The sequence below is a fragment of the Pseudomonas sp. B21-021 genome (genome assembly GCF_024749205.1).
Lineage (GTDB): Bacteria > Pseudomonadota > Gammaproteobacteria > Pseudomonadales > Pseudomonadaceae > Aquipseudomonas > Aquipseudomonas paraglycinae.
On the sequence record NZ_CP087192.1, the window covers coordinates 110249 to 125000 of the forward strand.

The 14752-nt window shown below is 60.3% G+C and carries 15 protein-coding genes (1 of these 15 only partly in view); 5 read left to right on the top strand and 10 right to left on the bottom strand.

Going from position 1 to position 14752, the window contains the following annotated elements:
* Positions 1-52: 52 nt before the first annotated feature.
* The 3 genes from trpB (at position 53) to LOY31_RS00555 (ending at position 2678) form a co-directional block, all read left to right on the top strand.
* Positions 53-1300 carry a tryptophan synthase subunit beta gene (gene trpB, locus LOY31_RS00545; RefSeq protein WP_064379337.1) on the top strand — a complete coding sequence of 416 codons (1248 nt, stop codon included), beginning with the start codon at positions 53-55 and terminating at the stop codon, positions 1298-1300.
* A complete protein-coding gene (trpA, locus tag LOY31_RS00550; RefSeq protein ID WP_007953915.1) occupies positions 1300-2112 on the top strand; it encodes a tryptophan synthase subunit alpha in 813 nt (270 codons plus the stop codon). The genes trpB and trpA overlap by 1 nt, the downstream gene beginning before the upstream one ends.
* Positions 2113-2234: 122 nt before the next feature.
* Positions 2235-2678, top strand: coding sequence for an anti-virulence regulator CigR family protein (locus LOY31_RS00555; RefSeq protein WP_007953914.1), 444 nt, complete (start codon positions 2235-2237; stop codon positions 2676-2678).
* A gap of 68 nt (positions 2679-2746) precedes the next feature.
* Here LOY31_RS00555 and LOY31_RS00560 read toward each other — a convergent pair whose 3' ends face one another.
* The 10 genes from LOY31_RS00560 to LOY31_RS00605 form a co-directional block, all read right to left on the bottom strand.
* A complete protein-coding gene (locus tag LOY31_RS00560; protein ID WP_258712701.1) occupies positions 2747-4708 on the bottom strand; it encodes a DUF4105 domain-containing protein in 1962 nt (653 codons plus the stop codon).
* A complete protein-coding gene (locus LOY31_RS00565) occupies positions 4705-5025 on the bottom strand; it encodes a DUF2388 domain-containing protein (protein ID WP_007953910.1) in 321 nt (106 codons plus the stop codon). The genes LOY31_RS00560 and LOY31_RS00565 overlap by 4 nt, the downstream gene beginning before the upstream one ends.
* A gap of 27 nt (positions 5026-5052) precedes the next feature.
* Positions 5053-5361 (bottom strand): DUF2388 domain-containing protein, encoded by a 309-nt coding sequence (locus LOY31_RS00570; RefSeq protein WP_179693106.1) that lies wholly within the window; start codon positions 5359-5361, stop codon positions 5053-5055.
* Positions 5362-5468: 107 nt separating this feature from the next.
* Complete coding sequence (locus tag LOY31_RS00575) at positions 5469-5786, bottom strand: DUF2388 domain-containing protein (RefSeq protein ID WP_007953908.1); 318 nt, start codon at positions 5784-5786, stop codon at positions 5469-5471.
* A 331-nt stretch (positions 5787-6117) separates the two neighbouring features.
* On the bottom strand, positions 6118-6333 hold the full coding sequence (locus tag LOY31_RS00580; protein WP_007911656.1) for a DUF1127 domain-containing protein: 216 nt from the start codon (positions 6331-6333) through the stop codon (positions 6118-6120).
* Positions 6334-6654: 321 nt separating this feature from the next.
* Positions 6655-8148 carry an acetyl-CoA hydrolase/transferase family protein gene (locus LOY31_RS00585; RefSeq protein WP_064592552.1) on the bottom strand — a complete coding sequence of 498 codons (1494 nt, stop codon included), beginning with the start codon at positions 8146-8148 and terminating at the stop codon, positions 6655-6657.
* A gap of 214 nt (positions 8149-8362) precedes the next feature.
* Positions 8363-9796 carry an NAD(P)(+) transhydrogenase (Re/Si-specific) subunit beta gene (locus tag LOY31_RS00590; RefSeq protein WP_085606447.1) on the bottom strand — a complete coding sequence of 478 codons (1434 nt, stop codon included), beginning with the start codon at positions 9794-9796 and terminating at the stop codon, positions 8363-8365.
* A complete protein-coding gene (locus LOY31_RS00595) occupies positions 9796-10116 on the bottom strand; it encodes an NAD(P) transhydrogenase subunit alpha (protein ID WP_003220416.1) in 321 nt (106 codons plus the stop codon). Before LOY31_RS00595 ends, LOY31_RS00590 begins: the two co-directional genes overlap by 1 nt.
* Positions 10117-10131: 15 nt before the next feature.
* Positions 10132-11253: a Re/Si-specific NAD(P)(+) transhydrogenase subunit alpha gene (locus tag LOY31_RS00600; protein ID WP_085606449.1), complete on the bottom strand. Its 1122-nt coding sequence runs from the start codon at positions 11251-11253 to the stop codon at positions 10132-10134.
* A 434-nt stretch (positions 11254-11687) separates the two neighbouring features.
* A complete protein-coding gene (locus LOY31_RS00605; protein ID WP_221535707.1) occupies positions 11688-12587 on the bottom strand; it encodes a LysR family transcriptional regulator in 900 nt (299 codons plus the stop codon).
* Positions 12588-12745: 158 nt separating this feature from the next.
* Here LOY31_RS00605 and LOY31_RS00610 point away from each other — a divergent pair, with 158 nt between their 5' ends.
* A complete protein-coding gene (locus tag LOY31_RS00610) occupies positions 12746-13927 on the top strand; it encodes an acyl-CoA dehydrogenase (RefSeq protein WP_221535708.1) in 1182 nt (393 codons plus the stop codon).
* Between the two features lie 13 nt (positions 13928-13940).
* A protein-coding gene (locus LOY31_RS00615) for a CaiB/BaiF CoA-transferase family protein (protein ID WP_221535709.1) crosses the window boundary here: on the top strand, positions 13941-14752 show its 5' portion. It continues 409 nt past the right edge of the window; 812 of the gene's 1221 nt are visible here — the first part of the coding sequence; the start codon lies at positions 13941-13943; its stop codon lies beyond the right edge, outside the window.

Here is a 14752-nt window from a genome sequence, read left to right on the forward strand (position 1 = left end):
CAGGGGTAGAGTGAACGCCATTGTCTTCTCGTGAAATCCGCTGGAGCGAACCATGACCCAGACTTCGAACACCTCCGATCTGCGTAACGGCCCTGACGCCAACGGCCTGTTTGGCTCGTTCGGAGGCCGTTACGTTGCCGAAACCCTGATGCCGTTGATCCTCGACCTGGCTCGTGAATACGAAGCGGCCAAGGAAGATCCGGCGTTCAAAGAGGAATTGGCCTACTTCCAGCGCGACTACGTCGGACGTCCGAGCCCGCTGTATTTCGCCGAGCGCCTGACCGAGTTCTGCGGTGGTGCCAAGATCTACCTCAAGCGCGAAGAGCTGAACCACACCGGCGCGCACAAGATCAACAACTGCATCGGCCAGATCCTGCTGGCGCGGCGCATGGGCAAGAAACGCATCATCGCCGAGACCGGCGCCGGCATGCACGGCGTGGCTACCGCTACCGTGGCCGCGCGTTTCGGTCTGGACTGCGTGATCTACATGGGCACCACCGACATCGAACGTCAGCAGGCCAACGTGTTCCGCATGAAGCTGCTGGGCGCCGAAGTGATCCCGGTGGTCGCCGGCACCGGCACCCTGAAAGACGCGATGAACGAAGCGCTGCGTGACTGGGTGACCAACGTCGACAGCACCTTCTACCTGATCGGCACCGTGGCCGGTCCGCACCCCTATCCAGCCATGGTTCGCGACTTCCAGGCCGTAATCGGCAAGGAAACCCGCGATCAGTTGCAAGCTCAGGAAGGTCGCCTGCCGGACAGCCTGGTGGCGTGCATCGGCGGCGGCTCCAACGCCATGGGCCTGTTCCACCCGTTCCTCGACGACAAGAGCGTGGAAATCATCGGCGTCGAAGCCGCCGGTTACGGTATCGAGACCGGCAAACACGCGGCCAGCCTCAACGGCGGCGTACCGGGTGTGCTGCACGGCAACCGTACCTTCCTGCTGCAGGACGACGATGGCCAGATCATCGACGCCCACTCGATTTCCGCCGGCCTCGACTATCCGGGCATCGGCCCCGAGCACGCGTGGTTGCATGACATTGGTCGCGTCCAGTACACCTCGGTGACCGACGACGAAGCCCTCGCTGCGTTCCACCAGTGCTGCCGTCTGGAAGGGATCATCCCGGCACTGGAAAGCGCCCATGCCTTGGCCGAAGTATTCAAACGTGCACCGAAACTGCCGAAGGATCACCTGATGGTGGTCAACCTTTCCGGTCGCGGCGACAAAGACATGCAGACCGTCATGCACCACATGGAACACTCTCAACAAGAGCAATCGAAGCAGGAGAAACACTGATGAGCCGCCTGCAAACCCGCTTTGCCGAACTCAAAGAACAGAATCGCGCCGCCCTGGTGACCTTCGTTACCGCCGGTGATCCGGACTACGACACCTCGCTGGCAATCCTCAAAGGCCTGCCGAAAGCCGGTGCCGACGTGATCGAACTGGGCATGCCGTTCACCGACCCGATGGCCGACGGCCCGGCGATTCAGCTGGCGAACATCCGTGCCCTTGGCGCCAAGCAGAACCTGATCAAAACCCTGCAAATGGTCCGCGAGTTCCGCAAGGACAACAGCGACACGCCGCTGGTGCTGATGGGTTACTTCAACCCGATCCACAAGTTCGGCGTCGAGCGCTTCATCGCCGAAGCCAAAGAGGCCGGCGTTGATGGCCTGATCGTGGTCGACATGCCACCGGAGCACAACTCGGAGCTGTGCGACCCGGCCCAGGCAGCGGGCATCGACTTCATCCGCCTGACCACCCCGACCACCGATGATGCGCGTCTGCCAAAAGTGTTGAACGGCAGCTCCGGCTTCGTTTACTACGTGTCGGTTGCCGGTGTGACCGGTGCCGGTGCGGCGACGCTGGAACACGTCGAAGAAGCGGTGGCGCGTCTGCGTCGGCATACCGACCTGCCGATCAGCATCGGTTTTGGTATCCGCACGCCGGAGCAGGCGGCGTCCATCGCGCGTCTGGCCGACGGTGTGGTGGTGGGTTCGGCGCTGATCGATCACATCGCCAATGCGACCACGCCGGACCAGGCCATCGACGGCGTGCTGAGCCTGTGCTCGGCGCTGTCCGAAGGCGTGCGTAAGGCTCGCGTCAGCTGAAGGTAAAGTTCCTGATACAGAGGAATTAGGGCCTCGCGGCACAGACTAATTGAGCAAGACCGAGGGATTCAGAACCACGTTCTGAATCCCTTTTTGCTGTCAGTGCAGTGAGGAAAGACCCGATGAAAATGCCGAAACGTCTGATTGCCAGTCTGGGCGTGCTGATGATCAGCGCGACGCCGCTGCTGGCCAGCGCCGATCCGCGCGACGATCACGACCACGGCGGCCCGCAACAGGGCCACTACGACAATCGCGGTGGCGATCACCATGATTGGCAAAGCAACCATCGCGGCGGCCCGCCGCCTCGGGATTTCGGCCCGGTGCGTCAGGTGATCCGCGACAATCATGGCTACTTCGTTCGCGGTGCACCGCCACCTCCAGGCATCCATCTGGTACGTGGCCGGCCGCTGCCCCACGGCTATTACGGCGAGCGGCTGGATAACCGGGCGTTGAGTCGTCTGCCGTATTACCCGGGTTATGAATGGCGTCGTGCCGGTGGTGACATCGTGCTGATCGCGGTGGGTAGCGGGGTCGTTTACGAAGTGCTGGATGGCGTTCTGTACTGATCGTCAGGCAATAAAAAAGACCGCAATCTTCACAGGCTGCGGTCTTTTGTTTTCAGGGTCGTTGTTTTTCAGGGCAGCTCCAGTCCGCCCGAGGCTTTGTGCAGTTTGCGCAGATGCTCGCCGATCTGCTTCACGTTGGCCTCGCTGGCCGCAATCTCGGCTGCTCGCCTTGGCTCCAGCAGCGCGCGCACTTCTTTATCCAGATCGCCGGTGAGTGCCAGCAACTGTTTCTGGCGCTGACTGCTTTCGGCTTCAAGCCTGCTGAACTCGCTTGGTTGCGGCAGGCCGTAACCTCGGGAGTCGAGCAACTCTGCCGGCCGGCTGAGGAAGCCGCTGTTGGCGAGGATCTGTTGCAAGGTCGCGTTGGCCTTGTCCATGCCACCGTTCTCCAGCTCCCGGGCGCCGAGGTAGCGTTGCTTGACCTCATCCTGAGCGAGCAACAGTTGGCGGCGGAAACTGGCTTGCTCCAGCAACAACAGCGCGGCGCTGGTGCGCAGGTCGGCCCGTTCGAACCACGGGCGACGCTCTTCGGCAGACAGCGAAAGCCATTCTTCCACGGTTGTCTGCTTGATCGGCAATTGCTTCTTCAACACATCGAACATCGCTTGATAACGATCACGGAACGAGTCGAAGCGATAACCCAGGCGCAACGCCTCTTTCGGATCATCGAGCACGCTGGTGTCGGCCAGGCCTCGCCCCTTCAGCACTTCCAGCAAGCCATTGGGCATGATGCTGTCCAGGCCGGTGAGCCGGGCGTTGTTGCTGCCGCTGCGCAACAGCTTCAGTCCTTCCACCGCACAGTTGTTGGAGAGGAAGAAGTAATTGCCGTCGTAGCTCCAGTGCATTTCGGCGGCGTGTTCGACCACGCCCTCGATTTCGCTGCGCGAGAGATTCAGCGGCACCGACGCCAGGCTGCGCAGTTCGGTTTTGGTGTATTCGTCGATCACCTGCGCCAGCGGCAACACGAACAGTCGTGACGGGTACTTGCCGACCAGTCCGTCCCAGCTCGACAGCTGTACGTCACCGACGAAGGCGCGGTACGACAGCACCAGATGCTGATCAAGATCCAGTCGGCAGTCCGGACCGCGTGGCCGGCCCGGTGCACAGATCACCAGACGCAACATACTGTGGCCCCAACGGCTGACCCAGTTCTGGTTGGCTTCGGCTAACAGGTAATCCACCGCGTACACGCGCTCCGGATCGACCTGGCCCAGGGGCTGTTTGGCAAAGTCGTTGCCGGCATTGAGGAAGGCGAAGGTTTTGGCGCACTCATCTTTCGCGGGCGGTGCCCAGCCGAAGTGTTCCTGGTAATAGCGATACAGCGCCGGGCGACGGCAGGCGTAACTCGGATCGAGGAGGAAATACTCCATGTTGACCGCGACAAACTCCTTCGGACTGGAGATTTCGTAGAGGTCGGGACTGCGGGCGATCTGCCGGTTGTGCTGTTCACGTTCGCCACGACGGCCGACGTATTGCTGCCAGCCGGCGAGGTCGAGCAGGCGTGGATCATCGCTGAGGGTGAAGCGCCGACCGTTCTGGCCGCGGCATTCATCGGGAATGCCGATCAGCCCGGCGCTGTTGTTGCGTCGGGTACAGCGCTGGATCAGCGTGCGTTCGGCCGCCGGCCACAAGCGCGCGCGATCGTAAATATGGGTGATTTCGTGCAGCACCGTGGCCAGCAGTTCCCGGCGAACGGTGCCGTGGGGGCGATTGGTTTTTTGTTTCGCCGCACTGCCGTCGGTGAGGCTGGCGAGCAGTTTGCGGTTCAGATCCAGCTCGGAGACGAGTGTCGCTTGGCCGTAGGCGTTGCCGGGCATGTCGTCGGTCCAGCCGACATCGATGCGCCGGTCCAGGCGTTCGATGAAGCTCGGCGGCAACGCCTGCATGGCTTCATCGAGCAGTGCCTGGCTGGCCTGTTGTTGGGCGGGGCTCAGACCGTCGGTCTTGAGCCGCAATTGCAGGCCGGCGTGGGCGCTGTTGCCAAGCAGCAACAGCGCCCCGGCCAGCAGCCAGGCGCCGAGTGACTTCACAGTGCGAGGATGGCTTCGGCGAGTACCTGATCACTGGCGTCGCGAGCTTCCGGCACGCGGGTGCGCAAGGTGTTGAAGGCGGCTTCCAGGTTTGCACCACGGATATCACCGTCGCTGGCCACGAAACTGGCAGCGTCGTCGTGGGCTTCGCGGATGATTTTCGAATCGCGAATCGACGTGGTGGTGTCGGAAGTGAAATCGATGGTGCGCTGGGAAGCGCGGACGATGATGTTACTGGTGGCTACCAGGGTGTGTGCCTGGGCCATATCGGCCAACAACAGCAGGCCAAGGGCGGCAGCAATCAGCGGGCTACGCATGGAACGACTCCGAAAAGACAGGGATGACTATTGGACGAGAATTGCCTGTGCCAGTTCAAGGTCGCTGACATGAAGTTTTGGCCGGCTCTTGCGCAGGTAATGCAGGGCGGATTCGAGCTGTGCGCCGCGCATCTGGCCGTCACTGGCAACGAACGCTGCGGCATCGTCGTGCGCGGCGATGATCAGTTTACGGTCGAACGGCGCGGAAGACACCATGCCGGTGGCCCAGACGCTGACCACGGTGTTCTGCGTGGATACATCGAAGGCGTCTGCCAGAGGAACCCAGCAGGCGGTGATCAGTACAGAGGGGATAAGCAGATTTGAAAGAAAACGCATGGGACTCGGCAGCTGTTGGCGAGTCCCAAGGCTAGCGCAATGCCCGGACTAGAGCCAGCGCCGAAACATCGGGACACGACCGGCATGCCCCGCGATGCCTCTGTCGCTTAGATCGTCAGAATGGCCTGGGCCAGCTGTGCGTCGGTCGCGTTCAGTTGTGGAGCCTGATGACGGATGTGATCCAGTGCGCTCTCCAGTTTCACGCCACGGATTTCGCCTTCGCTGGCCACGAAGCTGGCAGCGTCGTCACGGGCAGCGAGCACGATCTTGTCGTCACGGAAGGACGAGGTGACGTCGGAGGTGGCATCGGAAGAGGACTTGAGCGCGCCAACAACGGCGTCGGTGGTCACGATGAAGCTGGTGGCGCTGGCGTTGGCAGCTACGGCCAGCAGAGCGGCGGCGCTGAGCAGACGAAGACGGGACATGGGAGAACTCCTGTGGATAAACCGTATTGAGAGGTGGCTCGGTGTCTGAAGGTCAGACGCCAGTCGCACAGCATTCGCCACGTTCTGCATGGATCTTAGGCCTCCGTTGCGAGTTCGCACAGTGGTCAGGATGCTGGCCTGAACACATTTTGCGCAACTGTACTTGTCATTAATCAATTTAAAGAAACTGTACCTGTCTGGTGTTTCAGGCTGGGTATTCAGGTTTTCTGCCCTGAAACGACAAGACCCGTCGCGGTTTCCCGCGACGGGTCTTGTGTGTTCAATTCGGGTTGCTGGCGGTGGGTCTAGCGACCAGAGCCAGCGACGCTGCTTAGCGCCAGAACGGCTTGCTCAGCTCTTCGTAGCGTTGTGCTTCGCTAATCCCGGCGTCAGCCAGCAGACGCGAATCCAGACGAGCCAGTTGATGGCGGCTGGAGATGCGGCGCTGCCAAAGCATCAGGTTGGCGATAACGCGCAGAGGCAGGGAAGCCTGGGTGTTTACAGCTTTGTCTTCGAAGAACAGTTCGGAACTGAGTGTACGTTCCATGGTTGACATCCTTCCGCTTGTGGCGGGATTAGGTAGTGGTTTAACTGGTGCCCATGATCCTCTCGTTTGGCCAGACTCTCTAGATACAGTTCACCTGTATTGTGAGTGACCAGTTAACTGTTTATAGGGGGTGTACGGGTCAAAATTGCGCAAACTGTACCTGTCTGCGCTTATTTGGTGCATTTTTACCCAATTCGATGGTTCGAGTAGGCAAAAGCCGTAGGAAAAGACCGGTACAGCAGTACAGTTTTTGACGGTTGCAGAGGTTTTCAGAATCCCGCTGGCGAAACTGTGTTTGCACCAACGGGAAATCTGTGCGGATTACACCGCCAGCATGCGTCCGGTTTCTTCCAGATTGATGTGCCAGCTCAGGGCGTCACGCAGGATATGCGGGGTGTGGCCGCCAATGGCGCAGGCTTTGTCGAAGTAGTCGTTCAGCGCCTGGCGGAAATCCGGGTGCACACAGTTATCGATGATGACCCGGGCGCGCTCGCGTGGCGCCAGGCCGCGCAGGTCGGCCAGGCCCACCTCGGTCACCAGGATGTCGACGTCATGCTCGGTATGGTCGACGTGGCTGACCATTGGCACCACGCTGGAAATCGCACCGCCCTTGGCGATCGACTTGGTCACGAACACCGCCAGGTGTGCGTTGCGCGCGAAGTCGCCCGAGCCGCCGATGCCGTTCATCATCCGCGTGCCGCAGACGTGGGTGGAGTTGACGTTGCCATAGATGTCGAACTCCAGGGCCGTGTTGATGCCGATGATGCCCAGGCGCCGCACCACTTCCGGGTGGTTGGAGATTTCCTGGGGACGCAGTACCAGCTTGTCCTTGTACTTCTCCAGGTTGCCGAACACGTCGCTGTTGCGCCGCTCCGACAGGGTGATCGAGCTGCCCGAGGCGAAGCTCAGCTTGCCGGCGTCGATCAGGTCAAAGGTCGAGTCCTGCAGCACTTCGGAGTACATGGTCAGGTCTTCGAACGGCGAATCGATCAGCCCGCACATCACCGCGTTGGCAATGTTGCCGATCCCGGCCTGCAACGGGCCGAGCTTGTTGGTCATGCGCCCGGCATCGACTTCCTGCTTGAGGAAGGTAATCAGGTGATCGGCGATGGCTTTGGTATCGACATCCGGCGACGACACGGTGGACGGCGAGTCCGACTGCTGGGTGATGACGATGGCGACAATCTTCTCCGGCGGGATCGGGATCGCGGTGCTGCCGATGCGGTCGTCGACCTTTACCAGCGGAATCGGCGTGCGGGTCGGGCGATAGGTCGGGATATAGATGTCGTGCAGACCTTCGAGGTTGGCGTTGTGTGCCAGATTGATCTCGACGATCACGTGTTTGGCGAAGATCGCGAAGCTCGCCGAGTTACCCACCGAAGTGGTCGGCACGATGTGGCCCTGTTCGGTGATGGCCACGGCTTCGATCACGGCAATGTCCGGCAGCTTCAGCTGCTGGTTGCGCAGTTGCTCGACGGTTTCCGAGAGGTGCTGGTCGATGAACATCACTTCGCCGGCGTTGATCGCCTTGCGCAGGGTGCTGTCGACCTGGAACGGCATACGCCGCGACAGCACGCCGGCTTCGGTCAGTTGCTTGTCGAGGTCATTGCCCAGGCTGGCGCCGGTCATCAGGCTGATCTTCAGCGGCGTGACCTTGGCTCGCTCGGCCAGCGCATGGGGCACGGCCTTGGCTTCGCCGGCGCGGGTGAAGCCGCTCATGCCGACGGTCATGCCGTCCTCAATCAGCGCAGCGGCGTCGGCGGCGCTCATCACTTTATCCAACAACGAAGGCAGGCGAATACGGTCACGGTACATGGATTATTTTCTCGGGCAGCGAGTAGCAGGATGCGCAGTCTAGTGAATTTCGCGAGCGCCTGTCCCGCTACCAAGGTCGCAAACGAGGCGTCTATTTAGCGGGTTTCAAGTAAAACACCGTTACTGGATCTGCAACAACGCGGCAAATTGTCCGACGTTTTGCGTAAACAAAAACGCCCCGACAAGTCGGGGCGTTCGGTGTTGCCGGCGAGGGTTACTCGACTGCTTTGACCATGTCTTCGATGACTTTTTTTGCGTCGCCGAACACCATCATGGTCTTGTCCAGGTAGAACAGTTCGTTGTCCAGACCGGCATAGCCGCTGGCCATCGAGCGCTTGTTGACGATGATGGTCTTGGCCTTGAACGCTTCGAGGATCGGCATGCCAGCGATCGGCGATTTCGGATCGTTCTTGGCGGCCGGGTTGACCACGTCGTTGGCGCCGAGCACCAGCACCACGTCGGCCTGACCGAACTCGGAGTTGATGTCTTCCATCTCGAACACCTGGTCGTACGGCACTTCGGCCTCGGCCAGCAGTACGTTCATGTGCCCAGGCATCCGACCGGCCACCGGGTGGATCGCGTACTTCACGGTCACGCCATGGTGGGTCAGCTTCTCGGTCAGCTCTTTCAGGGCGTGCTGTGCGCGGGCTACCGCTAGGCCGTAACCCGGAACGATGATCACGGTGTCAGCGTTGGTCAGCAGGAAAGTCGCATCGTCAGCCGAGCCGGATTTCACCGGGCGGGCTTCCTTCTCACCGGCAGGACCGGCGTCTGCTGTATTGCCGAAACCGCCGAGCAGTACATTAAAGAAGGAACGGTTCATCGCCTTGCACATGATGTACGAGAGGATCGCACCGCTCGAACCCACCAGCGAACCTGCAATGATCAGCATCGAGTTGTTCAGCGAGAAGCCGATACCCGCTGCTGCCCAGCCGGAATAGCTGTTGAGCATCGACACCACCACCGGCATGTCGGCGCCGCCGATCGGGATGATGATCAGCACGCCCATGACGAACGCCAGGGCCAGCATCAGTGCGAACGCGGCGAGGTTGCCGGTCAGCATGAAGGTGATGCCGAGGATCAGAGTCGCCAGACCCAGTACCGCGTTCAGCTTGTGCTGACCGCTGAACTGTACCGGTGCGCCCTGGAACAGACGGAACTTGTATTTGCCCGACAACTTGCCGAAGGCGATCACCGAACCGGAGAAGGTGATTGCACCGATGGCTGCGCCGAGGAACAGCTCCAGACGGTTACCCGCCGGGATCGAGTCACCCAGTTGCTTGACGATGCCCAGCGACTGCGGCTCGACCACGGCAGCAATGGCGATGAACACCGCTGCCAGACCGATCATGCTGTGCATGAACGCAACCAGTTCAGGCATCTTGGTCATTTCAACGCGTTTGGCCATTATCGAACCGGCGGTGCCGCCGATCAGCAGGCCGACGATCACGTAACCGATGCCAGCAGTCGCCAGCTCAGCGCCCAGCTTATAGATGAGGCCGACGGTGGTGAGAATTGCCAGCGCCATGCCGAGCATGCCGAACAGGTTGCCGCGGCGCGACGTGGTCGGGTGCGACAGACCCTTGAGGGCCTGGATGAAGCAGATCGACGCGATCAGGTAGAGCGTCGTGACGAGGTTCATGCTCATTACTTAGGCGCCTCTTCTTTTGCTTTCGGGGCTTTCTTCTTGAACATCTCAAGCATGCGGCGGGTGACCAGGAAGCCACCGAACACGTTGACCGCGGCCAGTGCCACCGCGAGGGTGCCCATGGTCTTGCCCAGCGGAGTGACGGTCAATGCAGCAGCGAGCATGGCGCCTACGATCACGATCGCCGAAATGGCGTTGGTCACTGCCATCAAAGGCGTGTGCAGCGCGGGTGTAACGTTCCAGACCACGTGGTAACCGACATAAATCGCCAGCACGAAGATGATCAGGTTGTAGATACCGGGGGAGATAAGCTCTTCCATCGTCTGAATCCCTGCTTAGGCGTTTTTGCGGATGACTTGGCCGTCGCGGCACATCAGGCACGCGGCGACGATGTCGTCTTCGAGGTTCACTTCGAACTGGCCTTCTTTGGTGAAGACCAGCTTCAGGAAGTCCAGCAGGTTGCGTGCGTACAGCGCCGAGGCGTCTGCGGCGACTTCACCGGCGAGGTTGGTCGGGCCGACGATGGTCACGCCGTTCTCGATCACGACCTGATCGGCGACGGTCAGCGGGCAGTTGCCACCCTGGGCGGCAGCGAGGTCGATGACTACCGAGCCGGGTTTCATCTGCGCCACGGTGTCCGCGCTCAGCAGCGTCGGCGCCTTGCGGCCCGGGATCAGTGCGGTGGTGATGACTATGTCAGCCTGCTTGGCGCGCTCGTGCACGGCCTGGGCCTGACGCTGCATCCAGCTCGCCGGCATCGGGCGTGCGTAACCACCGACGCCGACCGCGCATTCGCGTTCTTCATCGGTCTCGTAAGGCACGTCGACGAACTTGGCGCCGAGGGACTCAATCTGTTCCTTCACGGCCGGACGTACGTCGGACGCTTCGATGACGGCACCCAGACGTTTCGCCGTGGCAATTGCCTGCAACCCGGCCACACCGGCACCCAGAATCAGCACGCGCGCCGCTTTCACGGTGCCCGCAGCGGTCATCAGCATCGGCATGAAGCGCGGATAGTAGTGAGCGGCCAGCAGCACCGCCTTATAGCCGGCAATGTTCGCCTGGGACGACAGCACGTCGAGGCTCTGGGCCCGGGAGGTACGTGGCGCCGCTTCCAGGGCGAACGCGGTAATCCCGCACTCGGCCATCTTCGCGATGGTGTCGTTGTTGAACGGGTTGAGCATGCCCACCAGCACCGTTCCGCGCTTGATCAGCGTCAGTTCGGCATCGCTTGGCGCGACCACTTTGAGAATCAGCTCGGCGCCAAACGCGTCATTGGCACTGCCAATGGTTGCGCCTGCCGCTTCATAGGCACTGTCGACAACGCTGGCTTTAATGCCGGCGCCGGTTTGCACAGTGACCTTATGACCTTGGCTGATCAGCTTTTTAATGGTTTCCGGGGTTGCAGCAACCCGTGTTTCACCGGTCTGGGTTTCGAGAGGAACACCAATGTGCACGTCAAATCTCCTGCGTGATCTTATTGAGTAAACCCATGCACTACGGATGGTGCGACTGGGGCGGCCGATCAGCACGATCCCGCCAAATCAGGGCGGGGCGCGGCATTTTGCAGGCGAAGTTTATGCCCTTCAAGGGATTATGACGGGTGACGGAAAATTAACTACAAGTCATCCCGTGACCGAATGTCGCAGATGGCCAGTTGAATCCCTTGCAGGCCGTGCCTTTCAAGGAGTCTGGATGAATTTTAAGAATTTTCTCATCGGTGACGTGAATAGGTCGCAATGAGTCGCGAATGAGGGCGCAAAGCCACGTCGGCAGGCGCTTGTGGGACGTCTGTACGACTTTCGGATACAGTCTGTCTATTTGCGACAAATAGTTATATCTGTAGGGCTTTGGTTTTCCTGACTACGGGGTTAGTAATCGCTGGAGGCCTTTATCCTTCTAGGTTGTAGCTGTGTGCCTGGTTCACCAGCCAGTCACGAAAAGCCTTGAGTGACGCCGATTCGACCTTTCGTTCCGGAATCATCAGGTAATACGCCTTGATGCTGGAGAGCGCGTTCGGGTTGGCAATCACCAGGCGCTTCTCGGTCAGTTCGCGCTGAATCAGGAACGGTGGGATCAGCGCGATGCCCATGTCATGCATGGCCGCCTGGGCCAGCATGGAGAATAGCTCGTAGCGCGGACCTGTCATGTCACGGGGGATGTTCAGGTGCTGCGAGTTGAACCACTGCCGCCAGGCGTAGGGGCGTGTAGTTTGCTGGAGCAGGGGCAGTTCGGCGATTTCATCGGGTGTCAGATGCGACTTGTTGCCGAGCAGGGCGGGACTGCATACCGGCATCGGATTCTCGCCCATCAGCCTGTGGGATTCGGTACCGGACCAGTCGGCATCGCCAAAGTAGATGGCGGCATCGAAGTCAGTGTCGGCAAACAGGAACGGGCGGGTGCGGTTGGTCAGGTTGACCGTCACTTCCGGGTGCTTGAGCTGGAAGTCCTTCAGTCTTGGCAACAGCCATTGCGTGCCGAAGGTGGGCACCACGGCGAGTTCGATCACGTTAGTACCTTGCTGGCCCATTACCGACAGGGTGTCACGCTCAACGGCATCGAGCTGGGTCGCTACTCGACGGCTGTAGGAAAGACCCGCTTCGGTCAGCTTCACTCCGCGACGCGAGCGTCGGAACAGTTCGACGCTGAGGAAGTCCTCAAGGCTGGCGATCTGTCGGCAAATGGCGCCCTGGGTGAGGGAAAGTTCTTCGGCGGCCTTGGTAAAGCTCTCGTGACGGGCGGCGGCTTCGAAGCTGATCAGGGCGGTGGTGCTGGGTATCTTGCGGCGCATGTACGTCAACCTCACTAATACATCGCTTAATCGGCATTTCGCGACGTTTCGGAGTGAGAAATTAGCACAACAGGATGCGAAATCCTCGTTTGCCGGGATGGCAAAGCGGGCCTAGGATCAATGCCACGTTAATTCACCCGATTTGCGAGGACTCACTCATGGGCGGTAAAGCTAGCTTCAACTGGATCGATCCACTGCTGCTGGATCAACAGCTGACTGAAGAAGAACGCATGATCCGCGACACTGCCGAGCAATTCGCCCAGCAGAGCCTCGCGCCACGCGTTCTGGAAGCCTTCCGCCATGAGAAGACCGATCCGGCGATCTTCCGTGAAATGGGTGAGGTCGGCCTGTTGGGCGCGACCATTCCCGAGCAGTACGGTGGCAGCGGCCTCAACTATGTCAGCTATGGCCTGATCGCTCGTGAAGTCGAGCGTGTCGACTCTGGCTACCGTTCGATGATGAGCGTGCAGTCTTCGCTGGTGATGGTGCCGATCAACGAATTCGGTACCGAAGCACAGAAACAGAAGTACCTGCCGAAACTGGCTTCCGGCGAGTGGATCGGCTGCTTCGGTCTGACCGAGCCGAACCACGGTTCAGACCCGGGCGCGATGATTACGCGTGCACGCAAAGTCGACGGCGGCTACAACCTGACCGGCGCCAAGATGTGGATCACCAACAGCCCGATCGCCGACGTGTTCGTGGTCTGGGCCAAGGACGATGCGGGCGACATCCGTGGCTTCGTTCTGGAGAAGGGTTGGAAAGGCCTGAGCGCTCCAGCGATTCACGGCAAGGTCGGTCTGCGGGCTTCGATCACCGGCGAAATCGTCATGGACAACGTGTTTGTGCCGGAAGAGAACATTTTCCCGGACGTGCGTGGTTTGAAAGGTCCGTTCACCTGCCTCAACTCTGCACGTTATGGCATCTCCTGGGGTGCGCTGGGCGCGGCTGAGTTCTGCTGGCACACCGCTCGCCAGTACACCCTGGATCGTCAGCAGTTCGGTCGTCCGTTGGCTGCCACTCAGTTGATCCAGAAGAAGCTGGCGGACATGCAGACCGAGATCACTCTGGCGCTGCAAGGCTGCCTGCGTCTGGGCCGTATGAAAGATGAGGGTACCGCTGCGGTTGAAATCACTTCGATCATGAAGCGTAACTCTTGCGGCAAGTCTCTCGAGATCGCCCGCATGGCGCGTGACATGTTGGGCGGCAACGGGATCTCCGATGAATTCGGTGTGGCCCGTCACCTGGTCAACCTGGAAGTGGTGAATACCTATGAAGGTACTCACGACGTTCACGCGCTGATCCTCGGTCGTGCGCAGACCGGCCTGCAGGCGTTCTATTAATAGGAGAGCGACCATGGGCGCGCTGTCGCATCTGCGGGTACTGGATTTATCGCGAGTGCTGGCCGGCCCATGGGCTGGTCAGATCCTGGCCGATCTCGGGGCGGAAGTGATCAAGGTCGAGCGCCCGGGCAATGGTGACGACACTCGCGCCTGGGGGCCGCCCTTCCTGAAGGACGCTTACGGCGAGAACACCAGCGAGGCGGCTTATTACCTGTCGGCCAACCGCAACAAGCAATCGGTGACGATCGACTTCACGCGTCCCGAAGGTCAGAAGCTGGTTCGCGAGCTTGCAGCCAAGTCCGATATCCTGATCGAGAACTTCAAGGTGGGTGGTCTGGCGGCCTATGGCCTGGATTACGAGTCGCTGAAGGCGATCAATCCGGATCTGATCTATTGCTCGATCACCGGTTTCGGTCAAACCGGACCGTATGCCAAGCGTGCGGGTTATGACTTCATGATCCAGGGTCTCGGCGGGCTGATGAGTCTGACCGGGCGACCTGAGGGTGATGAAGGTGCCGGACCGGTTAAGGTGGGGGTGGCGCTCACGGATATCCTGACGGGGCTGTATTCGACCGTGGCGATTCTGGCAGCACTGGCTCATCGTGATCACGATGGCGGCGGGCAGCATATCGATATGGCGTTGCTGGATGTGCAGGTAGCATGCCTGGCCAATCAGGCGATGAACTACCTGACGACGGGCACTGCGCCAAAGCGGCTGGGGAATGCACATCCGAATATCGTGCCGTACCAGGATTTTCCTACGGCTGACGGCGACTTCATTCTCACGGTGGGCAATGACGGGCAGTTCCGCAAGTTCGCCGAAGT